General features: G+C 63.7%; 26 protein-coding genes and 1 pseudogene. 10 read left to right on the forward strand and 17 right to left on the reverse strand.

All coding sequences use genetic code 11. The annotated features are described in order from the left end of the window. Positions 1 to 45: 45 nt before the first annotated feature. The 6 genes and pseudogenes from EDF46_RS18975 to EDF46_RS16925 all read right to left on the reverse strand — a co-directional run bounded on the left by EDF46_RS18975 (position 46) and on the right by EDF46_RS16925 (position 3,611). Positions 46 to 438 carry a catalase-related domain-containing protein gene (locus EDF46_RS18975; protein ID WP_370454137.1) on the reverse strand — a complete coding sequence of 131 codons (393 nt, stop codon included), beginning with the start codon at positions 436 to 438 and terminating at the stop codon, positions 46 to 48. A 3-nt stretch (positions 439 to 441) separates the two neighbouring features. Next, positions 442 to 1,537: pseudogene (locus tag EDF46_RS16915) on the reverse strand (catalase); the annotation flags it as partial. 600 nt (positions 1,538 to 2,137) lie between these two features. Continuing rightward, positions 2,138 to 2,659, reverse strand: coding sequence for a MarR family winged helix-turn-helix transcriptional regulator (locus EDF46_RS16920; RefSeq protein WP_123507678.1), 522 nt, complete (start codon positions 2,657 to 2,659; stop codon positions 2,138 to 2,140). A 148-nt stretch (positions 2,660 to 2,807) separates the two neighbouring features. After that, positions 2,808 to 2,936 (reverse strand): hypothetical protein, encoded by a 129-nt coding sequence (locus EDF46_RS18860; RefSeq protein ID WP_255410984.1) that lies wholly within the window; start codon positions 2,934 to 2,936, stop codon positions 2,808 to 2,810. Positions 2,937 to 3,048: 112 nt separating this feature from the next. Next, positions 3,049 to 3,246 (reverse strand): hypothetical protein, encoded by a 198-nt coding sequence (locus EDF46_RS18430; RefSeq protein ID WP_158614295.1) that lies wholly within the window; start codon positions 3,244 to 3,246, stop codon positions 3,049 to 3,051. Next, positions 3,243 to 3,611 (reverse strand): hypothetical protein, encoded by a 369-nt coding sequence (locus EDF46_RS16925; RefSeq protein ID WP_123507680.1) that lies wholly within the window; start codon positions 3,609 to 3,611, stop codon positions 3,243 to 3,245. Before EDF46_RS16925 ends, EDF46_RS18430 begins: the two co-directional genes overlap by 4 nt. A 376-nt stretch (positions 3,612 to 3,987) precedes the next feature. On the opposite strand from EDF46_RS16925, the gene sigK reads away from it, so the two are divergent. After that, positions 3,988 to 4,563 (forward strand): ECF RNA polymerase sigma factor SigK, encoded by a 576-nt coding sequence (gene sigK / locus EDF46_RS16930; RefSeq protein ID WP_233580092.1) that lies wholly within the window; start codon positions 3,988 to 3,990, stop codon positions 4,561 to 4,563. Positions 4,564 to 4,573: 10 nt separating this feature from the next. Here the strand turns inward: sigK and EDF46_RS16935 are convergent, their stop codons facing one another. After that, positions 4,574 to 5,530, reverse strand: a complete 957-nt coding sequence (locus EDF46_RS16935; RefSeq protein ID WP_158614296.1) for a helix-turn-helix transcriptional regulator — start codon at positions 5,528 to 5,530, stop codon at positions 4,574 to 4,576. An 88-nt stretch (positions 5,531 to 5,618) separates the two neighbouring features. Continuing rightward, complete coding sequence (locus EDF46_RS16940) at positions 5,619 to 6,221, reverse strand: TetR/AcrR family transcriptional regulator (protein WP_148061264.1); 603 nt, start codon at positions 6,219 to 6,221, stop codon at positions 5,619 to 5,621. Between the two features lie 257 nt (positions 6,222 to 6,478). On the opposite strand from EDF46_RS16940, the gene EDF46_RS16945 reads away from it, so the two are divergent. From EDF46_RS16945 to EDF46_RS16965, 5 genes are all read left to right on the forward strand, one after another. Further along, a complete protein-coding gene (locus EDF46_RS16945) occupies positions 6,479 to 7,393 on the forward strand; it encodes a bacteriorhodopsin (protein ID WP_158614297.1) in 915 nt (304 codons plus the stop codon). Positions 7,394 to 7,456: 63 nt separating this feature from the next. Beyond that, complete coding sequence (locus EDF46_RS16950; protein WP_233580093.1) at positions 7,457 to 8,113, forward strand: haloacid dehalogenase type II; 657 nt, start codon at positions 7,457 to 7,459, stop codon at positions 8,111 to 8,113. A gap of 48 nt (positions 8,114 to 8,161) precedes the next feature. Continuing rightward, on the forward strand, positions 8,162 to 9,217 hold the full coding sequence (locus EDF46_RS16955) for a sodium:calcium antiporter (protein WP_123507692.1): 1,056 nt from the start codon (positions 8,162 to 8,164) through the stop codon (positions 9,215 to 9,217). A gap of 570 nt (positions 9,218 to 9,787) precedes the next feature. Continuing rightward, entirely contained in the window at positions 9,788 to 11,071 is a 1,284-nt protein-coding gene (locus EDF46_RS16960) for a sensor histidine kinase (RefSeq protein WP_148061265.1), read from the forward strand. Between the two features lie 82 nt (positions 11,072 to 11,153). Beyond that, the gene (locus tag EDF46_RS16965) at positions 11,154 to 11,621 is read left to right on the forward strand and encodes a MarR family winged helix-turn-helix transcriptional regulator (RefSeq protein WP_123507696.1); all 468 of its coding nucleotides are present in this window, start codon (positions 11,154 to 11,156) and stop codon (positions 11,619 to 11,621) included. A gap of 830 nt (positions 11,622 to 12,451) precedes the next feature. Here the strand turns inward: EDF46_RS16965 and EDF46_RS16970 are convergent. From EDF46_RS16970 to EDF46_RS16985, 4 genes are all read right to left on the reverse strand, one after another. Continuing rightward, on the reverse strand, positions 12,452 to 13,132 hold the full coding sequence (locus EDF46_RS16970; RefSeq protein WP_123507697.1) for a TetR/AcrR family transcriptional regulator: 681 nt from the start codon (positions 13,130 to 13,132) through the stop codon (positions 12,452 to 12,454). Positions 13,133 to 13,256: 124 nt separating this feature from the next. After that, on the reverse strand, positions 13,257 to 14,150 hold the full coding sequence (locus EDF46_RS16975; RefSeq protein ID WP_123507699.1) for a helicase associated domain-containing protein: 894 nt from the start codon (positions 14,148 to 14,150) through the stop codon (positions 13,257 to 13,259). Positions 14,151 to 14,553: 403 nt separating this feature from the next. Next, positions 14,554 to 14,814, reverse strand: coding sequence for a hypothetical protein (locus EDF46_RS16980; protein ID WP_123507701.1), 261 nt, complete (start codon positions 14,812 to 14,814; stop codon positions 14,554 to 14,556). 119 nt (positions 14,815 to 14,933) lie between these two features. Continuing rightward, positions 14,934 to 15,425, reverse strand: a complete 492-nt coding sequence (locus tag EDF46_RS16985) for a MarR family winged helix-turn-helix transcriptional regulator (protein WP_123507703.1) — start codon at positions 15,423 to 15,425, stop codon at positions 14,934 to 14,936. 244 nt (positions 15,426 to 15,669) lie between these two features. On the opposite strand from EDF46_RS16985, the gene EDF46_RS16990 reads away from it, so the two are divergent. The 4 genes from EDF46_RS16990 (at position 15,670) to EDF46_RS17005 (ending at position 18,763) form a co-directional block, all read left to right on the forward strand. Next, positions 15,670 to 16,317 carry a hypothetical protein gene (locus EDF46_RS16990; RefSeq protein ID WP_123507705.1) on the forward strand — a complete coding sequence of 216 codons (648 nt, stop codon included), beginning with the start codon at positions 15,670 to 15,672 and terminating at the stop codon, positions 16,315 to 16,317. Between the two features lie 82 nt (positions 16,318 to 16,399). After that, on the forward strand, positions 16,400 to 17,350 hold the full coding sequence (locus EDF46_RS16995) for a signal peptidase I (RefSeq protein ID WP_158614298.1): 951 nt from the start codon (positions 16,400 to 16,402) through the stop codon (positions 17,348 to 17,350). After that, complete coding sequence (locus EDF46_RS17000; protein ID WP_233580094.1) at positions 17,347 to 18,240, forward strand: LamG domain-containing protein; 894 nt, start codon at positions 17,347 to 17,349, stop codon at positions 18,238 to 18,240. Before EDF46_RS16995 ends, EDF46_RS17000 begins: the two co-directional genes overlap by 4 nt. Before the next feature lie 43 nt (positions 18,241 to 18,283). Beyond that, a complete protein-coding gene (locus EDF46_RS17005) occupies positions 18,284 to 18,763 on the forward strand; it encodes a MarR family winged helix-turn-helix transcriptional regulator (RefSeq protein ID WP_199738317.1) in 480 nt (159 codons plus the stop codon). Positions 18,764 to 19,062: 299 nt separating this feature from the next. Here EDF46_RS17005 and EDF46_RS17010 read toward each other — a convergent pair whose 3' ends face one another. From EDF46_RS17010 to EDF46_RS17025, 5 genes are all read right to left on the reverse strand, one after another. Beyond that, positions 19,063 to 20,277, reverse strand: coding sequence for a GAF domain-containing protein (locus EDF46_RS17010; protein WP_123507711.1), 1,215 nt, complete (start codon positions 20,275 to 20,277; stop codon positions 19,063 to 19,065). Positions 20,278 to 20,801: 524 nt separating this feature from the next. Next, positions 20,802 to 21,161, reverse strand: coding sequence for a hypothetical protein (locus EDF46_RS17015; RefSeq protein ID WP_123507713.1), 360 nt, complete (start codon positions 21,159 to 21,161; stop codon positions 20,802 to 20,804). A 92-nt stretch (positions 21,162 to 21,253) separates the two neighbouring features. Then, positions 21,254 to 22,450, reverse strand: a complete 1,197-nt coding sequence (locus EDF46_RS17020; protein ID WP_158614299.1) for a DUF2142 domain-containing protein — start codon at positions 22,448 to 22,450, stop codon at positions 21,254 to 21,256. Then, positions 22,447 to 22,632, reverse strand: a complete 186-nt coding sequence (locus EDF46_RS18435; RefSeq protein WP_158614300.1) for a hypothetical protein — start codon at positions 22,630 to 22,632, stop codon at positions 22,447 to 22,449. Before EDF46_RS18435 ends, EDF46_RS17020 begins: the two co-directional genes overlap by 4 nt. Before the next feature lie 474 nt (positions 22,633 to 23,106). After that, entirely contained in the window at positions 23,107 to 24,090 is a 984-nt protein-coding gene (locus EDF46_RS17025) for a prohibitin family protein (RefSeq protein WP_123507717.1), read from the reverse strand. Between the last annotated feature and the right edge of the window lie 239 nt (positions 24,091 to 24,329).

The raw sequence follows: 24,329 nt of genomic DNA on the forward strand, positions 1-24,329 counted from the left end.
CCGACCTAGTAGGCAGACAGCTACGCGTCCTGTGCGCGGGTGGTGTCAGTCCTTGATGCTGACGGTGTCGATGTCCATCCCGGATCCGGGAGCTGAGGGTTCCAGACCTGCGTTGACCTTGCCGCCGGTGTCAGGGTCGATTCTCGTCCAGTACTCCACGATGCGTTCCATCAGTCCGGGGAGGGTGATCTTCCCGGCGTGCCCGATGATGTTCGCGACAAGGCGTTCACGTTCTGGTGCGGTCATGACGTCCCGAATGAGGGTGCCGGCCTGCCCGAAGTCGTCGTCTTCTGAGTGCAGGGCGGATGCGGCACGGATGAGGACCCCGTCGCTTTCCCATCCGGGCCCTTCTGCGGCAAGGACAGGGTCGGCCGCGGGTCCGCCCAGGGAGTTCGGGGCGTAGACGGGGACGGTGGGCGAGTTGAAACCGTGCCGCATGGGGCCGTCTTTGGAGTAGCTGTTCACCGGCACATTGGGCTGGTTCACGGGGATCTCGGCGTAGTTCGTCCCGATCCGGTACCGCTGCGCGTCTGCATAGGCAAAGATCCGCGCAAGAAGCATCTTGTCGGGGGAGGCGTCGATGCCGGGGACGAAGTTCGAAACGTCGAAAGCTGCTTGTTCGATTTGCGCGACGTAGTTCTCCGGGTTCCGGTCAAGCGTCATCGTGCCGACCTTGATCAGCGGGTAGTCCTCGTGCGGCCACACCTTGGTGACGTCGAACGGGTTGAACCGGTACGCGGCGGCGTCCTCATACGGCATCACCTGCACGAACAGCGTCCAAGTCGGAAGTTGCCGGCCTTGATTGATTCGGACAGGTCCCGGAGGTGGAAGTCCGGGTCAATGCCTGCGAGGGTTTCCCCGTCGGCTTGGGCGATGTTCGACACGCCCTGGTCGGTTTTGAAGTGGTACTTGACCCAGGAGCGGACCCCGTCTTTGTTGATCCACTGGAAGGTGTGGGATCCGAAGCCGTCCATCATCCGCCACGACGCCGGGATTCCCCGGTCGCTCATCAGGATGGTGACTTGGTGCGCGGATTCGGGGGAGAGGGTCCAGAAGTCCCATTGCATGTCGTGGTTTCGGAGGTGTTCCCCGGGGAGGCGTTTTTGGGAGCGGATGAAGTCGGGGAACTTGATTCCGTCGCGGATGAAGAACACGGGGGTGTTGTTGGCGACGAGGTCGTAGTTGCCCTCGTCGGTGTAGAACATCAGCGCGAACCCGCGCGGGTCACGGTTCGTGTCGGCGCTGCCTTGTTCGCCGGCGACGGTGGAGAACCGGGCGAGCATGTCGACCTTCGCCCCGGGCTGGAAGAGGCTGGCCCGGGTGTATTGGGAGACGTCTTCGGTGGTTTCGAAGGTCCCGAATGCCCCGCCGCCTTTGGCGTGGACGACTCGTTCGGGGAGCGTTCCCGGTTGAACTGGGCATTCTTCTCCACCAGGTACCGGTCGTGAAGGGGGATGACGCCGTCGTTGCCGACGGTCTGGGAATGCTCGTCACTGGCGACAGCGGCGCCGGAATTGAAAGTGGTCGGGTCAGCCATAGGCAGTACTCGAAATCAGTCACGGTTCACCGGCAGCAGCGCCGGTTGAACCCATTACGTGCACGGATGGTGTCGAGTGGGCCGGAACGTCCAGAAGAAGAGCAGTCCTTTTGGCCGTTCCGGTTCCGGGCCTTCCCGTCGTGAGGTCGGTCGGGGCTCGGGTCGGCCTCGCCGCCCGCAGGCCGTTCACCTGCCCGATCGCAGCGGAGTACTGGCCGCGATAGCGAGGCCGTTGTCACCAGTCCGGTCGGAGTGAACACATGCTGGCAGAGTTGCGCCGACTTTGTCCGATGGTCAGGTGGGTTAGGCGATGAGGCGGAGGGCTCGTTTGTCGTCTGGGCCTAACGCGAGGCCTACTACGTGAGCGTCGGCGGGGACGGCGCCTTCTAGTGCACGGATGAGACCTCTGCGGGTGGGATTTTCTGTGGTGTGTTCTTCTAAGGGCATGCCGGGTTTTTGGAAAAGGATTTAGCCGTGCATGAGGGCCTATCCGTTGGCGGATATATATCCGCCCGCGGATGGAATCTGACCTGGCGCACAGTACGCCCACCCGCCGCGGCCACGCGCCGCCGTCCCCACCGCATGGGCACGCAGATCTATCTATGCGGGCGCGCCATGGTTAACGGCGGCGGTGATGTCGGTGAGGAGGGTGTTAGCGCGTATGGTTTCGCGGCGGCTGAGTGCACCGAGAATGGCGCCGAGTTCGTCCCTGGTGGGTTCGGTCGCGGTGTCGAGGATGGCTTTGGTCTCGGCGCTGAGGTGCAGGGTGTGTGCACGCTTGTCGGTCGGATCTGGTTCCCGAGAGAGGTGTCCGGCCTTCAGGAGCCGGCTGACAAGGAAGGTGGTGGCGGCGGAGGTGATGCCAAGCAGGGCGGACACGTCGGCGGCACGGATGGGAGCGTTCTCGTCGTTGCGGGTGTTGATGTGTTGCAGGGCGGCGAGGTCGGTTGGGCCAAGCTTCAGGAGGTCTTCGAGGCGCCGGGTGAGTCTTGTGTCGGCGTCTCGAAGTACCCGGATTCTGTGCAGCAGCTCTTCTATGCCAAAGGAAACGGGGGCTGCGATGGTTCGCAGTTCGGTGGGCTGTGTCTGATCCGGGTTGTTGTTGAGGGTAGGGCCGGTCATGATGGTGCCTTTCGGCCGGCCGTGGGTTGGCCGGCCGGGAGTGGTGCAGTGTCACCGTATCGGCAGCAGGTGTGGTGTTAGTCGTCGTCTTCCGTGGTGTCGACGTCGAGGTTGTAGTAACTCCGGTACTCGGTCAGGGAGTCGTCGTTCATGCGAGGAAAGGTTCGGTCCAGCCGGTTGCGAGGTCGCGGTTGATGATGAGGGGATCGATGCCGAACCGGTGGTTGACGTGGGAGTCGAGGTCAGGGTGCACCATCACCGCAAAGCTGGTCTTCACGCCATCTCGCCTTTCTGGGTGGGTTCGGCTGTGAACAGGGCCGACATGTCGAGTGCCTCTGTGACGGGCAGAGCCGAGTCGGACCACGTTGATCCGGGCAGTACTGAGGCGCTTACGCGGTTTTCTGCATGGGCTCGGAGGTGAAGAAGTCCGCGTAGCAGGCGTCCGGGTTAGGGGTGATCCGATTGGTGGCGGGAGCTGTTTCGGTTGACTTCCAAAAAAGGGGCAGTTCGGGCTGCTTCCTTCTTCTTCTCGGGTAGACGCCAACACGCATCGGGGGAATATCGGGGTGGGAGATGTAGAGGCTCATGAATGCAGCGCTCCGGTCATCAGGGACATCGCCGCCGCGGTCGTTGCGGCAATACCGGCGGCGAGGGCGGTGAACCGCCCTGCAGGGGTGATGTGAAGGCGCGGAAAGAGGGTGCCGACACGCTGGTTCAGGTAGGCGCGGCCTGTGGGGTGCAGCACTTGCGTTTGGGCGTCGTCGAGGGTGTCAAAGGTGCCGATAACGGAGCCGACCTGGTCACAGGCGGTGAACCGGTAGTCAGCGTATTCAACAGTTCCATGGAACTCAGTGCCCTGCACCGCGGACCAGAGGGTGGGGGCGACCTGGGTCCACGTAGGGGCGGCGGAGAGGGTGGTGAAGGTGAACGGGCTGGGTGCGGTGAGAGTCATCGGGGCCACTTTTCTCAAGCCGGTGAGGGCTTGGTGTTGTTCGGGTTCCTGCTTCGCTGCCCGGGTGTTCCCCAGGGTCTGGGGGTGCTCCCTACGGGGGTGAAGCTGTGCGGAAAAGAACCGTTGACCAGAATGTATTGGGGCCCGGTTTGGCTAAGCAACTGAGGTAGACGCAAAGCGCGGGTAGGGCTATGTGGGCCGCGTTTTTTGATTGGATTCTGTAGCGAGGTCAGGAAATACCGGGCTTGCGGGGCTGTCTACCCCCGGAGTGGGGGTTCCTGGTTTGATGCGTGCTCATAGAGTTCAGATGCCGCGTTGGGATCAAGCCCCGTGGCGCGTCCCGGCTGCGACAACGAGCCAAAAAGGAAATCTCCCTGTGTCTCTTGCCCCTGCCCCCGATGCCGATATCGACCGCACCAACGAAGACCTCCTCGTCCTCACCGCCGAAGGAAACCAGGACGCGTTCGCGGTCTTCTATGACCGGATCGGCGGCCGTGTCCTCGGTCTCGTGCAGCGGGTTCTCATTGATTCGGCGCAGTCCGAGGAAGTGACTCAGGACGTGTTTGTGGAAATTTGGCAGAACGCCACCAAGTTTGATCCGTCGCGCGGGAAGGCGGCGTCGTGGGCGTTGACGATCGCGCACCGCAGGGCGATTGACCGGGTGCGGTCTTCGCAATCCAGCCGGGATCGAGACTACATGGTCGGTATTCGTGATCTTGAGGCGCCCCGGGATGACGTTGCTGAATCTGTGGAAGTGCGCCTGGAACATGAACGCGTCAGCCGCGCCATGGCCCGACTCACGGACATCCAACGCGCCGCGCTGGAGCTGACCTATTTCCAAGGCCTGACGAACACGGAAGCTGCCCTACGCGCAGGCATTCCAGCCAACACGATGAAGACTCGGCTTCGCGACAGCCTGGCCGCCCTACGGAGGCTGGTGAACGCCGCCTAACGACGTGATGTTAGGGGCGGGTGTTGTGGGGGTGTTCCGCGAATCGTTTTGCGTAGGCGGCGGTGAACCGTCCTGGGTGTCCGAATCCCCATGCTCGGGCGGTGTCGGCCACGTTGTTGCTCGAGCCTGATTGCAGTTCTTGTCGTACCCGGTCAAGACGCACGTCACGTAGATACCCGTTCGGGGTGACGTCAAGAAGCCGTTGGAAGCCCTCCTGAAGAGCACGCAGGCTGAGGTCGGCGGCTGCCGCGATCATGGTGGTGCTGATCGGGAGGTGGCAGTTCGCGTGGATGTACTCCACGGCTGCCCTGATGCGGGCGTTCCCGGGTTGCAGGAGACCTGCCGGGAGGTCGAGGGTTTGTGGGGGGAACATGCCGAGGGTAGCGAGAGCTGCGATGCGGCCCATTTCGGCTTGGAGGATGGGGCTTGCGTCTGGGTCGGCCACCATTCGGGACACGAGTGCGAGGGTGTTCCGCCACGACCTGATCGCCGCGTCGGCGGGTGTCCGGGTGGTGTCGAGGTGCAAGGTGCCAGGGGCGGCGCCGTGGTGCTCGGCGGCGATGCGTTCGAGGAACGGTTTGTGGAAGTGGACGAGTTTCTGTTCCACGTCAGCCATGTCGAACGACACCGGCCGGTCGGTGGGGAACATGAACGGCTGTCCGAGAACCAGCGTGGTGCTGCTTCGGGCGGTGTCGAAACCTCCGTGGCCTCCGGTGATCCACGACAAGACGTAGTCGTCTTCCGGGTTCATTTCCCCGGCGATCTGGCCAAGGAACCGGGTGTTCCGCAGGGTCATGTCGCCGTCGCCCAGGGCGGTGTGCCGAAAGGAGAAGTCTTGGTCGGTGGTGGACACCTCCCAGGGGGCGCCCCCGTTGTAGGTGGCCCGGAAAAGATGCACAGCTTGATCGATGCTGGTGCCTTCGGCCTCCACCCGGACCCGGGGGTTTGTGAGGTCGGAAGCGGGCACGACGAAATTGTGGCACAGCAACCGGAGGCGGCGGGATTACGTACCGGGGGAGTGCATTTCGGGCTCTCATTTGCGAGGCATGTACCGGCTAGAAGTGGATGACGTCGAGGTCGGTTTGATAGACGGCGATCAGCATTGCGGCTGCGGTCCGTGCTTCCCGGGCAGGGGAGGGGTCGGTGGTCAGGGCGGCGGTGACTTGGGCGCCTTCGGCGAGGATCGCGATGCTGGTCCCCAGTGACCGGGGGAGTCCCCCTGACACGGCCAGATCTTCCACCATGGTGGTGAACGCTTTCACGTGTCGGGCGGCCATCTGCAACACCCAGGGGTTGTCGATCCCGAGAGAGGTGTAGACGGTGGAGAACACCGTAGTTTTGTAGGCCTCTTCGGCAAACCATCTTTCCAGGAACCCGAAGATGGATAGGACTTTGTCGTGTGATGCGTCGAATTTGTCGCAGCAGTCCTGCACCCGCCCCATCCAGACAAGGTGGCGCCTATCGACGACGGCTTCGGTGAGCAGATCCAGAGAGGCAAACACGGAAAAGATTTCTTCCTCGCTGGCCCCGCAGTCGGCAGTCGCCTGGGACATCGTTGTAGGACGGAACCCATGGAGGGTGAAGTAGGCGTCGGCACCGTCGAGGATCTGCTGTCGCCGACCCTCCATCAGAAGGGGAACGGTGGACGGGTTATTCACGGGGATCACAATCGGTTACGAGGCCAAGCTTCGACAGTAGGCGACCTCGCACCTGTTGGCGGCTTTCAATGGAGTGATCCGCGTATCCCGACACAGCAATGCCAGGTGCCGCGTAAACCGACCCCGAGCTTTCGCCTTGGTATGGCCGGCTGAGGTCCGCAACCCCTCGAATGTCGGTGGTCGTTTCTGGTGCCTGAGGGCTACTACTGAAACGGCTCGATGCCACTGCTGGCTCGACCCCTACCGGAAGGCTTGTCGTGGTTGCTGTGATCGCCCCGTGGAAAGACACCCTCACCTCAGGGGAGCATTCCCTGATCTTCTACAGCCTCGTCATCGCCGGGCTTGCCCTGTTGGGCTACCTGCTAAAAACGGCACTGTCGTTGTCCGAGGTGGGGACGAAGTACCGTCCGGCGGTCCTTGCCAGCATTGGCATCACCGGGATCGCATTCGTGTCCTACGTGGTCCTCGTCATCAAGTTCGACATCGGCTACGACCCGAAAGGGTCCAACTGGGTGCCGAACTCTGACGCGCTATTGTCGTGGTCGCCCCGGTATATGGACTGGTCCGTGACCGTGCCGCTGCTCATGATTGAGCTGATCGCGGTCAGTGCCCTCACCGGCGCTCTTGCCCGCCGGGTCCGGTTCCTTGGTGTGGGGGGCGCGTTCGCAATGATCTTCACCGGGTACCTGGGCGGCGTCGTCATCGACAACGGCGAAAACCTCGGGGCGTTGTGGCTGTGGGGTGTCATCAGCGGCCTGTTCATGGTCGGCCTGTACGTCCTGATCCTCTTCACCGTCCTGAAAACCCTTCCCGGTTTGGAAGCGGAGGCGCGCGGCAGCTACCGGAACGCGATGATCCTTTTGATGGTCATTTGGTTCGCGTACCCGATCGCGTTCGGGCTGCAGGGCTTCGCCAGTGGCGGCGGCCGGACCACGGCGATGCAGGTGGTGTTAAGTTTCGCGGATATCGTCGCCAAGGTCGGGTTCGCGGTCCTGATCCACAAGGTTGCGAAACTCCGCACCGCTCAGGACGTCAACAACGGAACGGACACGCACCCTGAAGCAGTGTGGATGTCCGGGGTGAAACACTCCAACAGCATCCAACCCTCCGTCCAGGCGCCGGCTGTTGCGGCTCCGGCCGCACAGCCCCGGTTCCGCCGGAACCAAAAATGACCGAGGCGGAGCGAAGGCACGAAATGCCCGGCACGGCCCCTCTAGGGAGAGGCGGGTGTGGTTGTGGCGACGGTCATCTTTGACGTCAACGAGACCCTGTCGGACCTGTCGGCCTTATCGGCGGCGTTTGACCGGGTGGGAGCTCATCCCGACTTGATCGAGACCTGGTTCGCGGGCACCCTCCGAGACGCGTTCACGTTGAACTTCACCACCGGGCCTCAACCGTTCCAGGATGTTGCTCGCAGCGCGCTGCTCGGTCTGCTCTCTCAAGAAGACCACCTCACCGTGAGCACGGAGGAAGCCGCGGACACGGTGATGGCCGCGTTCGCTGAGCTTCCGGTGCACCCGGACGTCCCAGAGGGGGTGCGGGCACTGGCCCGTGCGGGGCATCGGTTGGTGGCGTTATCCAACGGGTCCGTGGAGAACACGGAACAGCTTCTGGAACGGGCAGGGCTGCGGGAGGAGTTCGCGCTGCTGCTCAGCGTGGACGACGCCGGAGCGTGGAAACCAGACCGGCGCGCCTACGAATACGCCCTCCACACCAGCGGCGTCCAGCCCAGGGACGCAGTCCTGATCGCCGTGCACCCGTGGGATCTTCACGGCGCCCACCAGGCGGGCCTTCGAACCGTGTTCCTTGACCGAACACGGGCGCTGTGGCCGGGCGTGTTCACCGCACCCGACCAGCACGTCCACTCGCTGCTCGACGTCGTCTTGCCGTGACCGTGCCCGCATTCACCGGAATTAGCTGAGGACTGGTTCACTCACTTCATGGACTCATTGCCCCTTTGGCTTCTGGGACTGATCTTCGTCGCGGGCGCAGCTGTCATCTGGGTCGCCGGTATTCAGTTGTCGAAGACGACGGATGTCCTTGATGCGAAACTGCACCTGGGAAGCGCCCTTGGCGGGTTGATCGTTCTGGCGGTGGCAACTAACCTGCCGGAGATCGCGATCACGGTCAGTGCCGCCGTGTCGGGGAACATCGAAGTCGCTGCCGGAAACATCCTCGGCGGCATTGCCCTGCAAACCGTCGTCTTGGTGATCCTTGACGTGTTCGGGAAACGCGGGTCCGGGGTGAAACCGTTGACCTACCGGGCGGCTTCATTGACGTTGCTGCTGGAAGCCGCCATTGTCGTGGCGGTCCTCGCTGTCGTGATTGCTGGCAGCCAACTTCCCTCGGGTCTCGTGGTCGCACGTCTCACCCCTGACGTTGCCCTGATCGCCGCCCTCTGGGTGGTCGGGTTGCTGCTGGTGCAGCGCGCCGGGAAAGGTCTGCCGTGGCACGAAAATGGGCACGCACCCGATAGCAGGCCCCACCAGCACGGGCACCGCAGGAAAAAGCCCGATAAGACGACAGGCACGACCAAAGCGGCCGTCATCTTCGCCGCATCAGCCGCAGCGACCCTCGTTGGAGGCGTCGTCCTCGAGCAAGCCGGTGACGCCGCATCCACCAAAATCGGCCTCTCCGGTGTGCTGTTCGGGGCCACCGTCCTTGCCCTGGCCACATCTCTCCCGGAGATATCGACAGGCCTTCAGGCGGTGAAGCAAGGCGACGACAACCTCGCCATGAGCGACATTTTCGGCGGCAACGCGTTCCTGCCCGTGCTGTTTCTAGTCGCGACCGTCATTTCCGGCAAAGCGATCCTCCCGCAAGCCAACGCCAGCGACATCTACCTCACCGCCATCGCCGCCCTCCTCACCCTGGTCTACGTCGTCGGACTGCTGTTCCGACCGCAGAAACGCATCGCCGGGATGGGCGTGGACTCCCTCCTCGTCATCGTTCTCTACCTCGCCGGAATCGCGGGTCTTTTCGCCATCACCGCCTAACAAACAAGCTCGATGAGCGGGTGCTCGTCACGGTGTCAATGACTGCTACGGCAAGCGGGTGAGTGTCCTGCGGCGCACGGTCGGGGAGCGGCGCCGCAGGACTCCGCGGGCTTCCTCGACGTCGAGGCGCGACACTGCCGGATCGTGGTGGGGCTATCGATTGGTTCGGGCCATCAAGCCACTGCGAAGCCACGCGGATATGCGAGCAGTGTCCCGAGCGTAGGAGTTCATGGCGGCGTGCGTGAACCCCTCCTTTGGGGGGTTTACGGCCCGCAGAAATGTGACCCTTTTTCGGGTGTCAGCTAATGTGCCGACTTTCCCCGCTGTCCCGGCTCACATAGTGTTGCGACCATTCAGGGCATTCGGGTTGCCGCTGATTTGGTTAGTGCGGGGCCGGTGTCTTCGGGTGACACCGGCCCCCTCCCGTTTGTCGTCAGGGCGACTCGCGTAAGCATGCGAGGTCCGCCGTGTTGTTGTAGACGTTGGGGCAGCGCGCCGGTTAAAAAGAAAGGCCCCGTGAAGATGATTCGATATCTGAGGCGTGTGTCCCGGGACACTCCTGGGGTGGGGATGTCGAAGGCGATCACGTCCACCTTGGTGGAACAGGCCATTGCCCGCGTCTATGCGGGGATTGCTTTGGTGTTCGGGGCGACGGCGGTGGGGCCTGCGTTTTCGGGGCAGCGGGTCATGGATCAACGGTGGGCGTGGGTGTTTGGGTTGTTGCTGTTCTCCGGGCTTACCGCTAGTGCGATGGCAGGTGTTCTGGTGAGGTGGGTGCGACCAGCTTCCGGCGTTGTGGCGGTGGCGTACTTCCTCATGGTGGTGTCGTGGCCGTTCGCTGTGTCCGACATCACACACGTCCAACCGCAACCACCGTGGCTGTGGGGGCTGTGCAATGTGGCGATGGCTGCCGCTGTTGTCGGGTTCTCGGAACTTCTTGCCGGCGCATACGTGTTCGCGGTATCGGTGGCATGGTGCCTGATCCGGCTGACCCCCTCTGGCGGAGCTGTCGGCATCGAACGGGCCCTTCAGGATGCTGGGTATGTGTTCATCCTCGGCATGGCGGTGCTTTTGGTGGCCCTGATGCTGCGCCGGACCGCGCTCGAGGTGGACCAGCGTCACATCGTTGCTACGACCAGGTATGCGACGGCGACGAAAGAGCACGAGTTCGAAAAGCAGCGAATGACCGTCGACGCACTCCTCCACGACAGTGTCCTCACCACACTCCTGCAGGTCTCCCGCGCGGACACGCCCGCTCAGCAGCGGTTGGCGGCGCGGATGGCGATCACATCGTTGAACGTGATCGCGGATACCGAAGAAAGCTTCGACCAGCAGCACGCTCCTGTCACCGCGGGAGAGGTCACAACCAGGTTCCAGCAGATAAGGGCCGAGCTTGGTGTTCCTGTCACTCTTCGCATTACTGGGCCCGACGCGCACGACATCCCGCACGCGGTCGCGGAGACGTTGTTCGCTGCCGCCTTGCAAGCCCTCGTCAACAGTGTCCAACATGCGGGGCCTGCCGTGACAGTGCGGTCTGTGACAGTCGACTGGACAGGCACTTGTGTCACCGTGACCATCCGGGACGACGGGCAAGGGTTTGACACGGCGGCACCGTCGCCGCGCTTGGGTGTGAGAGTGTCGATTATTGAGCGGATGGACGCTATCGGCGGGACCACCGTCATCGATTCCGCACCCGGGCAGGGGACACGAGTAGCCCTTACTTGGGTACACCCCGTGGCGGCTCTGCACGTTGCGGACGGTGGTGGCGTGAGCCCAGCTACGACGATGTCGCCGAAAGCGAAGTCGCGGACCCCCGCGCACGTTGGTCAACCCTCTCGAGGATATTTTCACTGAGCACGCCTTCGGGCCGGTGAATTGACTCGGATGCGGCACACTGGTGCTCCGCTGTTTCGTACCTTCCTTTAGGAGATCAGCCATGACTGATGCGCCAATTGATCCGTTTACGGCCGTGGCTCCCTTGTCGACGACGTTGCACCGGTTGGATGAGGCTCACCGTCGGTTCCGGAACTATGTCGCTGTGAGCCTGGCCTTGTCGCCGACGGAGTTGACGGCGCTGCTGGTCATCGCGATCACCCCTGGCATCAGCCCGAGTGCGCTTGCGGCGGACCTCACCGTGACGCACGGAGCGGTCACGGTGCTGATCGACCGGCTCGAAGATGCAGGCCTGACCGAAAAAGTCCCTAACCCGGTGCGTCCTCAGGTGAGGGAACTTGCGTTGACCGTCGCCGGCCAGCAGACACTGACGAAAATGCGGACGGCATACCGGGTGGTCCTCGGGGAAGCGGATACGGACGGGGACCTCACCCGCATCCTGCCGCAGCTGGACAACATCACCGCCGCGTTGAACCTGGCGGCGGCTCGATGCTACCCGGGCATGACGTAGCAGTCAGGGGCTCTCAGCGGAGATCCCGGTAGCCATCAGGAAGAGGGGTGCTGCTGTGGGGTCGTGGTGTCAGGGGTGTTGCTCGGACGCAGGGAATTTTTCGATTTGACGGTGTCTTCCGGAAAGGATTGTCTCGGCGGCGCAGGAGCCGGTTCCCGATGATGGTGCCGAGATAGGTGCGGGTGGCCTGATCCCAGACGTCGCCGTCGCCGAATGGGCGCCATCCGATCCACCCACCTTATGGATCGAACACATGCGCACTGGACTCGCTCTCGAGATACGCGATCCACGTTCCATGCGAGTCGAAAAGGTACATCGTCATATGCCCTCCACGATGATGTTGTCGCATGCAACTCAAGTTGTGCTGTTTCCTAGGCTGCGGCCTTATCAAACTTTCGACGCGGTGACCGGTGAGGGCATCCGCGTCCTCGCCGGGGTTCCACTGATTTGAGCTGCAACGGCGGGTGGGATGAGTGGGGTGCTGGCGTCACCCGAAGTCGCCAGCACCGCACCAACCTGATCAACGGCACGCCCACCCAAGGCGATGCCGGACACTTGACGGTAAAACCGGATCCGGAGCCTGCCTAGTCGGCGTCTTGGCGGACACCCGATCCAGGGGCAGAACGATTCCGCTCGGTGAGGACGCTTGTCCCCGAACGGGTGCACGTGGACACGCGGAGCCGACACGTTTTCGGGTACAGTTCGGGTCTTCGCCGGTGGCGGTTCGACACCCCGGGTCGGAGGTGTCGAGGTCACGGTAGACCGCACCGTGCACCCCGCACAAGGCCCGCCCTTCAACACCGCCGACGCGAGAGCAGTCTCTCAGTTGGTCAGTGGCTGTCGAGGTCCCAGACGGGGGCGATGTATTCGCGGGTCCACCCGGCGCGCATCCGGGTCACGGCTCGGTCGTATGCTTCGAGGAGGTTCATGGCGGGGCGGACCATGGATTGCAGTTGCAGGCCTTCGTAGAGGGCGATGAGCTGCTCGGCGCCGCGGGCGGGTTCCATCGTCGCGGGCTCTCGTCCGGCGCGGATATCGGCGGTGAGTTGCTGGGCGACCATGAGGTGGAACCGGTGCCATTCCTGGTGCAGGAACGACGCCATCGGGTGCTCCGGTGTCGCGGCGATGTTGACGGTGGCCGACAGGAGCCGCATCAGTGACGGGTCTTCGATATTGGCTTGGACAATGCCGCGGAGGAACATTACGGCGCCGTGTTGCTGGGCGAGGGGGAGGATGGGCCGCATCCTCTGACCGTTCCAGTAGTCGATGGTGGCCACCAGGAGCCCTTCCCAGGTGGGGAAATGGTCGGTGACCTCGCCGACGGTGACCTTTGCGGATGCGGCGACGAGGTCGAAGGAGGCGTCGTGGAACGCGAACCGGTGGAACATGCTGATGGCGCCCTGAATGATGCGCAACCGCATCTGGGTGTCCCCGGACAGGTGAACGAAGGCGGGCCCTGCTGAGGTCGCTGGTGCCGGGGGCGAGAAGGGGGAGGCTGCCAGATCAGTCATAGGTGAACGCTAAACCGACCAGTGTCAGGTGTCGAACGCCCAGTTCGGGGTGCACAGGGCACCGGTCATAGTTGTAAAAGCCTTCACAGTGCAGGTGAGGGCCTGGGTGGGCGTGCCGTGGAGCTCAGTGGGAATGCGGGGTGTTGTTCCAGTCGGGGTCGATCGTATCGAGGGTGCGGAGCCGTTCGGTGCTGAGGCGGCCTTCCCGAAGCTGTGTGCGTTGGCGGTGCAACCAACGTCCGAGGTGTGTTCCGTCGGGTGTGGTGTACCGGATGGGCATTCGCGTGTGCCCGTGCGAGTTTTGGTACTGGCGCAGCAGGGAGGCGAGGAGAAGGAAATGCGCCCACTCGCGGGCTTCGCGACCGACCGTGTCAGTCACGGTCTTCAGCCGCCAGAGCACATCCAATTGTTCGAGCGCGTCGACACGGTCAGGGTCCAGCCGGCCGGCACGATATTCGGTGCGGCGCGTGTCGAGCCACCGGCCCAGCGGAAACCCGTCGCTCACCCACCATGCCGGGACCAGGCTGTCTCCGTGATCGTTGCGGTAGGCCGCAAGGGCGGAAAGACCCTGAGCCCATACGACGTCGGGTCCCGGTTTCGCGGTCCAGGAGAATCCGATCCCGTCGAGCTCGGGCCACAGCTGCACCGTGTGGTGGGAGTCGCGGGCGTACTGCGCTCGTCGGCTTTGCACCCACGTTCCCAATGCAAATCCGGCGGAGGTGACGAAGTCGGCCGGCACATTCACGTGGCCGTGATGCTGGGAAAAAACATCGATTTCTGCCAGAGCATCACGTCGGCGAGAGGCGATGCGCCATGTCACCCCCAGGGCTGTCAGGGCTTCTTCCCGCTCCGTGGCGAGAACGCCCTGCCTGTGCAGAGTCCTCTGCCGGTGCAGCCACGCACCTACAGCCTCACCAGAGGGCATTCGGCAGCTCCGGGGCGCGTCAGCGTGAACCCGCTCCCGGACGAACGTGTCGAGATGGCGATACATCGACCACCATTTCGCATCCAGATCCATGCCCGCATTCAACACCACCGTCGAACACCGTCTCCACGTGATGGCATCGCCGAAGACGGGCCCGCGTCGCCTCACGGCGGAATACTATGACACGGGACGGCCCCTGTTCTGGGTGGGCTGGCCCTCTTGCCCATCGCGGCGCTGCCATAAAGACTGGACCCGCACCGGGTGGGGATCCGGTGCGCAGCATCAACGGTCCCGGGTGTGGCCTCCACGTGGGAGGGCACCGCGCGGGACGTCAACAGTACCCGTTCGGGCCGCCCGCTTCATCCTCGGAGCGGCACGGCCTGAATGGGTGTGTCCCGCCTGCGTTTCTCATCGAACGCTTCACCAGTGGGACACCGCTTGAGCGGCTCCCGGCATCACTGCCGGGAGCCGCTTGGCGTTTCACCCATGGGTCCGGTTACCGGATGTGCAGGTGTTGGCGGAGGGCTTTTTCCCACTTCACGGCGGAGGACTGTGCCCCGCCGGGAACCTCGACGGTGTAGTGACGGCCGTGAAACACCAGGCGGCCGTGGTTCACCCGGATTCCCCCGAGGCGTTCCACGACGTCCCAGCACCGGTCCGTGATGCACACGATCTCCAAGGCGCACGGCCCGAGCTGCACCTGTTTTGCGGTGCCGGGCGTCCCGGGCAATGCCATGTCCGAAATAGCGATCGTCATTGTTCCCTCAAAGCGTGCCGCGCGTGGACGCCACTGATGAAGAAGCTTCGGAGACGCGCAGGTAGGAGTTTGCCCGGTCAGGCTCGGGCGGAACTCAGGGAGGGGAATCTTGTGGCTCGTCAGGCCGCGGTGGCGGCGGTGTCGATTGCGGTGGCGGCGTGACGCAGGCAATCGATCAAGCCGGCATCGAACACGCAGGGAGAGTTCTTGACCACGTCCTCGATGGCCGAGTTATACAGGCCGAGGATGGCATCGTTCGTCTCCCGCCCAGCAGTGGTGACGGCAAGAAGCTGACTGCGCCGATCGGTGGGGTGGACGCGCCGTTCCAGGTGACCGGACTTCTCGAGCCGATCCACCATCGCCGTGATGGCGCCTGTCGAGAGATCGAGCTCTCCCGAGAGATGCTTCGGGGTGCAGTTTTCGGTGGTTCCGACGAGATAGATCGCGGTGAGCTCACCGGTAGAGAACCCAAGGTCGTGGGCGAGGCGGTGCCGGATCCGGCGGTGCGAGGCATCGATCTCCACGAGTGCGGTGGTCAGTGCCGTCACAGCAGCGGTGATGCCTGCCGGATCGGTAGGGGCGGGTTTCTGAGTTGTTGTGGGGGAGGTCATCCATGGGCTCTCTGGGTCGGGTGGGCCATCCGTGGCCGCGACCTCAGGGTAAAGACGCGGTTCCGGTTCGGGGTAGACCCCCTAAGAGGGGACTTGGCTCTCCCATCAAACTAATTCACAATTGAGCTAACGCACCACAGAACCACCTGGGAAACGACTAACAAGACGCAAAAGTCAACCGATAGTCGAACAGGTCACCTTCTACCACTACTTCGCGTTCCACCCACTTTCAGGAGTCCACCCCGTGTCGAACCTCACCCCTCTCAAGGTCAAGCGGATCCGTTTCGCCCCGATCGCCCTGGCAACCGGCGTCCTCGCCGCTGTGCTGCTGTCGGTCACGATGACGGGCACCCTGTCGGGTTTCGCCGCGCAGATCACCAACTCCACCAACACGGCCGCCACCGGCGCCCTGACCATGCAGGAGCAGAACTCCGGCGCCACGGTCACCTGCACCTCCACCGATGGCGGCTCGGTGTCGAACAACACCGCCACCTGCGCCACGATCAATAAGTTCGGCGGATCGACCACGATGATCCCCGGCCAGACGGTCACCACCGCGATCACCATCAAGAACACCGGCACCGTCGCCGCGAGCACCTTCACCCTGACCCCCGGCGCCACCTGCGCCCAGTCGAACTCGGGTAGCGCCAACGGCACCGCCACCGACCTCTGTGCGAAGCTCTCCGTCGTGATCACCAACACCACCGCCAACACGGTCGTCTACACGGGCACGCTCGCCGCTCTCGCCGGCTCGTCTACCTACACCCTCCCCGCTGTCGCCGCCGGAGGCACCACCGGCTTCAGCTTCGCCGTGACCCTCGCTTCCTCCGCAGGGAACACCTACCAGGGCCTGCAGGCGTCGCTGCCCCTCGTCTGGAACTACGCCAGCTAAACCTCAAGCACCCCCACCTCACGGGCAGGGGCTCCGCCGAATCGGAGCTCCTGCCCCACCTTCATGAAACGGGCTGATCACTGTGACGGACATTCGAGACACCACCCCGAAAGACGCGACACCCGCGTCGACGGTGGTTCGTCCCGACGCGACGTCGGTCACGCTTCCGCCGCAGCCAATCAGCCTCGAGCAGATCACCCCGCGGCCTCGACGAAGCGTCTTAGTCACGGTTGTTTCTGCGTTGGTGGCCGTAGTCGCAACGACGTTGGTAGCTGCCGCGTTGCTGTTTCACTTCCACGGTGGGTCCTGGTTCATCGTCAAGACCCCGTCGATGGGAACGGCAGCCCCGGTCGGCAGCCTCGTTCTCACCACCCCCACCACCGTGGCGGACCTGCATGTCGGGGACGTGGTCGCCTTCCACCCGCCCACCGACACCGCGGAAACCTACACGCACCGGATCATCAAGATCAGCAAGGCCGGTCTCCTCACCACCCGAGGTGATATCAACGGGGCCACCGACCCGTGGCAGCTGAACGACCAGAACCTCGTCGGGAAAGCAACCACGATCCTTCCCGGGCTGGGCTGGCTGATTCGCGGCCTGCCGATCGTCCTCCTTGGCATCGTCATCGTGTTCCTCACCACCTCCCGAGTGACAAACGCCACCCGGAGAAGCGCCTACCGAATTTCCGGGATGTCTCTTGCGGTTTCCGTCGCCGCGTTCGTGTTAAAGCCATTCACCGGGGTTGTTGTGGAGCAAGTCACCACGACCGGCGGCCACCCCGGCGCCACCGTCGTCTCCACCGGCCTTCTCCCCATCCGGGTCCAGGCGGTCCACGGCACCCACGCGGATCTCCTCACCGGGCAGGTCGGACACGTCACCGTTCCCGCGTCTGCGCATCAGGCGTTCTACAGCCTTTCCACCGGCCTGCACCTCGGGTTCTGGGGCTGGGTCATCCTCATCGGGGTGTGCTCCCTGCCATTGCTGTGGACGATGATCATCGGACTCCCCGCACAAGAAGAGACCGCCGCGTGACCGGCAGGCCCAGCCAGACCAACGGTCGTCGGGAACGCCCGTCCCGGGTCCGACTCGGGTTCTTGGTGGCCGGCGTCGCTGCGCTCACAGTGGCTGCAGTATGGGCCGTCTCGGGTGCGACTCCATTTGCGATCGCTGGGTTCACCGCGAAAATCAATAACGGCACGAACACCGCCGCCACGGCCCCGTACTTTAAATGCTCGTCGGCGGAAGCTGCAGACACATCGGGTTCCCTGTTCCAGTACTACCTCAACGAAGCATCCGGATCGACGACCGCGGTCGACAGCGACGGCAACTCGGCCAACGGCACCTACCAGGGCACCATGACCACCAGCACGACCACCCCGATTGCGTGCTCGAGAGATGTCGGCGGCGCCTACGTGCTCAACGGCAGCAGCAGCTTCGTCTCCACCCCGACCTCGTATGCGAACCCGACCACCTTCAGCGAAGAAGTGTGGTTCAAAACCACCGTTGCAGGTGGCCTGCTGATCGGTTTCGGCAGCAACCAGGTGAGCTCTTCCGGTCAACACGACCGGCAGATCTACCTGAACACATCAGGGAAGCTCGTTTTCGGCACCTACAACTCAGCCGTTCAGGTCGTCACGTCACCGAAGGCGTATAACGACGGCTCCTGGCACCACGTCGCCTCGACCATGTCCGCCTCTACCGGTATGCGCCTCTACGTCGATGGGGCCCTCGTGGCCTCCAACGCGAACTACACCGCCCCGGAGAACGCGACAGGGTATTTCCGGGTCGGCTACGACACCATCTCCGGTTGGCCGGGCACTTCCAGCAACTACTACTTCACCGGACAGATGCGGTACGCCGCCGTCTACTCCACCGTCCTCACCGCACAGCAGATCAGCAACCACTACGCCGCCGGCCAATAACCACAACCCCACCCCCGGCGGCACACCGGATCAGGACCCCACCATGGACACAACTTCTGCCCGCACCCCGGTCGACGTCGACGAAGCAGACCTTCTCGACCTCCTCGGCGCCTATCAACACCTCCAGGCACAAAATTTGCGCATGAGCACACACCTATCTACTGAGCTGGAGCTCGGGCCCACGGATTTGCGGGTGCTGCTGTATCTGTTCCGCACCGACAACGTCTCCCCACGGGACCTCGCGACTCTTCTCGAGCACACCACCGGATCGATTACCGCGATGGTTGATCGGCTCGAAAAGTCCGGGCACCTCGAACGCCGACCCCACCCCACGGACCGACGCAGCCAACTACTGCACCTCACCGACGCCGGAACGGATGCTGTGCACCACGTCAGGGACGTGTACCAGACCGCATTCGACGGGGTGTTCACCGGACCGGCCCTCCGCACCGCCTCGAAAACCCTCCGCACCCTCGGGGACGCCCTCATTCCGCACCTCCCTGAAGTAGAGCCGCGCAACTAACCCAGAGGGCGCAGCCGGCATTGACAAGGTCCCCGATTATTGCGAAAGGGTGCCCTCGGGCCGACCCTCGGGGTCGGGGCCTGCCCACGAGAAGTCAAAATATTGCAGGATGCAACAGTGCTCCGAGCGCCCGCGGCGTCGCACGGAACTGGTGGTCCGGGGAGTGCGGGGTCTCCTGCCCGGGCGGGAGACCCCGCGGCTGTTCCGCGGAAGAGACCGGATCAGTGGAGTCTCCGGGTCGAGCCGTGTGTCGGAGGTACCACCCCTGACACGACATCAAGCCTACGGCTGATTAGGCTCTACTGATCCGACGGTTGCGGGGTCGTTTCGTAACGACGGAGCTCAGTTTCGGCTTGCACAGCAATCATTTTCAGGGCCTCCATCGACACTGCGGTGTCCGGTCGGGGCGTGGAGTTGAAGAGGCAGAACGTGCCGATGGTTTCTCCGGTAGTGGAGGTGAGGGGGTGGCCGGCGTAAAAGTCCATCCCGGTGATGTCGATGAATGCGTTCCCTCTGAAGCGGGGATCTTTTTGTGCGTCGGGAACGACAAGGGGTGCTCGTTGTTGAACGACGGTGTTGCAGTACACCAGCTCCGCCGGAGCCGACTTCGGGAGCACGGCGGTGTTCACGGCGAACCACACCCGATCTCCGTCGATCAACGAGACACCGGCAAGGTCCACGGAGAAGGTGTTCTGGGCGAGGGCGGCGAGGCGTTGCAGTTCATCAGACCCGCCCCGGGCGGCCTGGTCGATGAGAGTCTTCGCACCGGACCAGGCGTGTGTCGTTTCCGGCAGGGGTGTGCGTGGTGCCGGGTCGGTGCCGCGGCCAAGGTCCAGTGCCGGGGCAAGGTGCGTGGCAATGCTGTTGGCCCATGCCTTGTACACGCACGAGGAGCCGAGGGGCATCTCCGGGTCCATGGTCGGTTCCGGGAGGCGGAAGAAGGTGACTGCGGAGAAGTCGTCGGTGATGTCTTCGAGGATTTTGTTCATCCGGCCCGCATGGAACTCGGCCACGTTCCCCAGCGCTTTGTTGAACGGTGTAACGGAGCGTACGGGTTGCGTTCCGGCGACAATCATTCGGGCGCCGGGTTTGATTCCGGAAGACAGGAACTCTAACAACGCCCGGTACTGCTGCGCCCAGGCCTTGAGCGGTGTCAGTCGCACGGCGTCGTTCATCCCGAGAACAAGCACGACCGCGTCGTACTGGGTTAGGTCATGGGTGCCAATCCACGCCCGGGTAGAAGCCACCGTCATGGTTTCGTCGCCGATGTAATGCACCGAACACGGGCGCCCGGTTTCGGCATGGGTTTCATGGGCGAGGTGACCCGTGATCGAGATCTGGTGGGTGAGGACACCCCACCCGTGCAGCGGCCCGTTACCGACCAAGAGAACATTGTCAGCGTCGGGCTGGGTGGCACGGACCGTTGGGTCATCCAACGGTTTCGGCGACGAACCACCAGCCCTCATTTCCGTGGCATACCAGGCTTTCATCACTGGTCGCAGCAACTCATACATGAACAAATCCCCTCGTGCGGCTCCGGCCTGGGCGGTGCTCACACGGCGGCGCCGACCGACAGGCCATCTACCCAGTCTCACGAGGATCCTCCACCGCGGGCACCCCCAAAACGCGCGCGCAAGCCCGGACTCCGCGACCGCCAAGCTGACGGCGTATGCCGGTCAGAAGGTGCTGGCGAAGACGTCGGTGCAAGCCCCATCAAGGCCGATGGCCTCTGCTTCCTTGAATCCGCACATGCGAGGGTCACCCCACCTTGGTCCAACCTCGCGAACTGCGAAACAGGATTCGGTCCACTCGGCTGCCACGTCCCCAGGCGGGAGGGAAAAGAGAATGACGCCGATTTCAACAGCAGAGGTCCTCGCAGTCACTCGGGGCCCTTTACTTTGTCATCTGACGAAGACGGTATCGACGCTTGTCCTCGGAAGTGACGGCGTCCCCGATGGCCGGTCCGGTTCTGCGAAACGGCGCAGGTAACGAGGCGCTTGATGCAAGCTTCCCTGGGGGAAGCGGTTCGTCCACGTGCTTATATGCCGCTGCGGCAGAACCGTGACGCTGGGCGGGCAAGGGCGGCGACGGCTAACAGGAGGGCTGCCGCGAAGAGTGCGACGATCGCGGTGGTTCCTGCGGCGGGGATGGGTGCCCATGCGGTGATGTGGGGGAGTGCGCGTAGGGGGTTTGACCAGCGCCCTTCGCCGAATGCGTAGCTGATCCCGCGGCCGAGGCTTGCAAGCGTGTAAAGAATGCCGAACGCTGCGACGAGCACGAGGACGACTAGGTCTCCCCGGTCGGTTCCGGCTTCGCGGGAGGTGAGCGCCGAGATGCGGCGCCCGATGAGCCTCGCGAGGGCAGCGACTCCAAGAACGGAGATGACGAGCAGCGGCACGATCCAGGAGTACAGGTAGCGGCCTTGGATGCCGGCTGCTTGCCCGGTGTGCGACGTCAGTTTCTAGACCTCGTCGAGGAGGATGACGAAGGTCAGCCGGCCGGGAGGAGCAGCAGGGCGACGTCGGAGCGCCGGACGCCGACGGCCGGCGAGAGAAGGAGCGTCAGCGCAAAAGTCCCAAGGAGTGTGACCGAGAGCACGGCGGGCACCCAGAGGGGGAAGGCGTTGAGGCCGTATTTGATGGACAGCATCGACCAGAACCGGGTGGGGAAGACCTCAAGGAATTGTTCTTTCACCAAAGCGACCGTCGCGTTCGAGCTGAGGGGTGTGTCGAGCGAGCTGTGGTGACCGGCTGGTTGGACTGCGCCGTAGATGAGGTAGTTTCTGACCCACCACCATCCCCCTAGCGCGGACGCGCAGACGAACAGCGCGAGCGCCGTCGCACCCCGTCTGATCGATCGGGTCCGGACAGTGCTCACGACGTAGATCAGGCAGACGACCGCGAACAGCGGCAGCGACCAGGCCTTCGTCAGGAGAGCAACAGCAGAGACCAGTCCCATCCACAGCGCGGTGCGTTTGCGGAGGTCGCCGGTGAGGACGAGTGCGGTTCCGAGGGCGAGCCATGCGCCGGCCGCGTTGAGGAGGTTGTCGTTGTTGACGGCGCCCCCGCCGACCGCTAACTGGGGCACGGCCAGCAGGGAAAACGCCGCGGCGGAGGTGAGCTTTGGGCCGGCGCCGAGCCGGCGGGCGAGCGCGGCCGCGAGGAGGGGTAAGGGTGCCATCAGGATCACGGACACGATTCGGAAGACCCAGACCTCGAGATCCCACGACATCCAGCCCGGCAGGATCGAGGCGATGGAGCCGAGCAGGATGTAGTAGAGCGGTGGGTGCTGGCCGGCCTTGTCGATCTTGGGCACGGTGCCGGACCCGAGTTCGTCGAAAGTGGGTCGCTCGGGTCGTGCCGTGGCATTGTCGACGCTCAGCGACGGCCGGATCACGATGGGTGGCGTGGAGGTGCGGAGGCCGCTGATCTCGAGCGACTCGACGACCGAGTCTTGAAGGCGGAGTTCCTTGAACCCTGGCCATTCGTGGTCTTCTTCCCACGACAGCACGGCCGACACGTGGTCGTACTCGTCAGCCGGGCGGTAGGTGGGCATGGCCACGGTCCAGAGCGTCATCGTCATGACGAACAGGCCGACGGCTGCCCAGACGGCGAAGGGCATACGACGAAGAAGCGGTGCCGGAACGCCGGTGTGCTCGGGGCGGGAACGGCGGGTCGGATCGGTCACTGCGCGGTGCATTTCGCGTGCTTAGTCCGGGCGTTTGCCTCTCCCCGGAGTGCGTCGAGCGAGGTGGTCAGTGTCGCCGCGAACGCGCACGAGAAATGGCGCGTGACGTCGGGCAGGGTCGTGACGTCGGGCCGGAGGTATTTCCTCGCGCGGAAGCGCCTGCCTGAGAGCTCGGATTCCACGATCAGTCCCCGTCTGGTCATTGGGCTTGCATGACTCGTGCCCCCAGAAAAGTATCATTCCGTGTGGTCGGCGCTAGCCAGGCCAGCCGGGTCCAAACTTCTCCATACAGGGCGACTTCGCCATGCTGGTTGCACCTTTGGCGCAAAGGGTATGGACTGGGTGCTCAGGTCTGGGTTGGCAGTGCGGGCTCCGCCAGGTGCGGCACTGTTCGGGGTCGTCGGGGAGCTGGGCGGTCGCGAGGATTTGCGTGCCACAGCGTAGGCAGGGGGTGGCCTGCGGGTCCCACGATGTGGTGCCGTTCGCCGAGGCGCTAGTTGCCGGTCGTTGTCGGGAGCATTTTCGGGATGATGGCGTATGTGGTGAGACCCTTCGCGGTGCGGTCGACCAACCGTCTGGTGTCGACGTCGTCGACGATGTCCACGGAAGCTGGCTTGCCGCGAGGGCTCATCCGGGCGACGTATCGTTGTGGACGACTACTTGCTTGCGTCGGGAATGTTGATTAGCGGCGAGGACCCGTTCGGGACCACGATCAGCCCGCCCTTGTCAGCGGAGGCTTGGAGGGCGTCGATGTAATGCTGGGTGAGGACCTGGCTTGACAGAGATTTGGTCAGCAAATCATTCGCTTTCGCATTAGCCTGGGCGGTGACGACGGCCTGCTGCGCGCTGACTTTCGTGGCGTCCAGTTTCGCTTGCTGTTTGGTGACATCGATTTGCGCCTGCTGGGCTTCGGCGTAGCTTTCCGTGACCGCCGCCGGTGCTTGGATTTCCTGCAGGCTGATCGAGTTCACCTCGACACCGGTATCGGCCCACCGCTTCGTCAGCGCCTTTTCGATACTCGTTTCGATCTCGGCCCGTTTCGTCAGGACATCGAGGGTGGAGTAGTTGTTCGGGACTTCCCGCACGACCGCACGGACATCCTGGGTGATGAAGGAGGTCTTGAAGTTCTCTTCGTCGCGGAACGACGTGTAGATGGTCGTGACCGACGCCGGCCGGATGGAGTACCGGACGGTTATCGACACGTTCTCGGAAACCCCGTCCTTGTCCTGGACGGTGATGTAAGGCCCCGTGCGGACACCGCCGTTGTTGTCGCTGTTGCTGCCCTCGGTGGGGTTGATGTAGGTGACGGTCTGGTTGCGGATGTTGAAGTTCACCGTCGAATCCCACGGGGCCTTAACGTGCAACCCGGTCGACGTCGTCTGACCGACGATCTGCCCGGTGAAACTGCGGATCACGCGCGCCTCGCCAGCGTCTTGCGCGTACACGGACGAGGTCACCCCCAGCACCAGGCCGAGGATCACGAGGAGCGCGCCCGCGCCAAGAGCGATGCGGTTTCCTGCCTTATCGGGAGCCGGTGCGTCGCTGCCCGCGGCAGTGGCAAGCTGGCTTGCTCGGTAGCGGCGGGCGAGAACGAGGGCGATGACGCCCGCGACGAGGCAGATCAGGGCAAAAACGAACATGAGGGTGCTTTCTTCGGAAAGGAATGTGGGGTGAGGCTGGTGGGAACGCTAGTCGGCGGGGGAGGCGATCCCAGCAAATCGCCGCTGCCCTTCGAGGATGAGCTCTCGCATGACGGGAACTCGCCGTATTCGGACGTGGACGGCCCATCCCAGTGCCACCGCGAAGACAGTGCAGACCGCTACCCGTACGCCGATGCCGAGCAGGGTCGGCTGATCGGGCAGGAGTGCAAGCTGGGAGA

It is taken from the genome of Frondihabitans sp. PhB188 (genome assembly GCF_003752365.1).
GTDB lineage: Bacteria > Actinomycetota > Actinomycetes > Actinomycetales > Microbacteriaceae > Frondihabitans.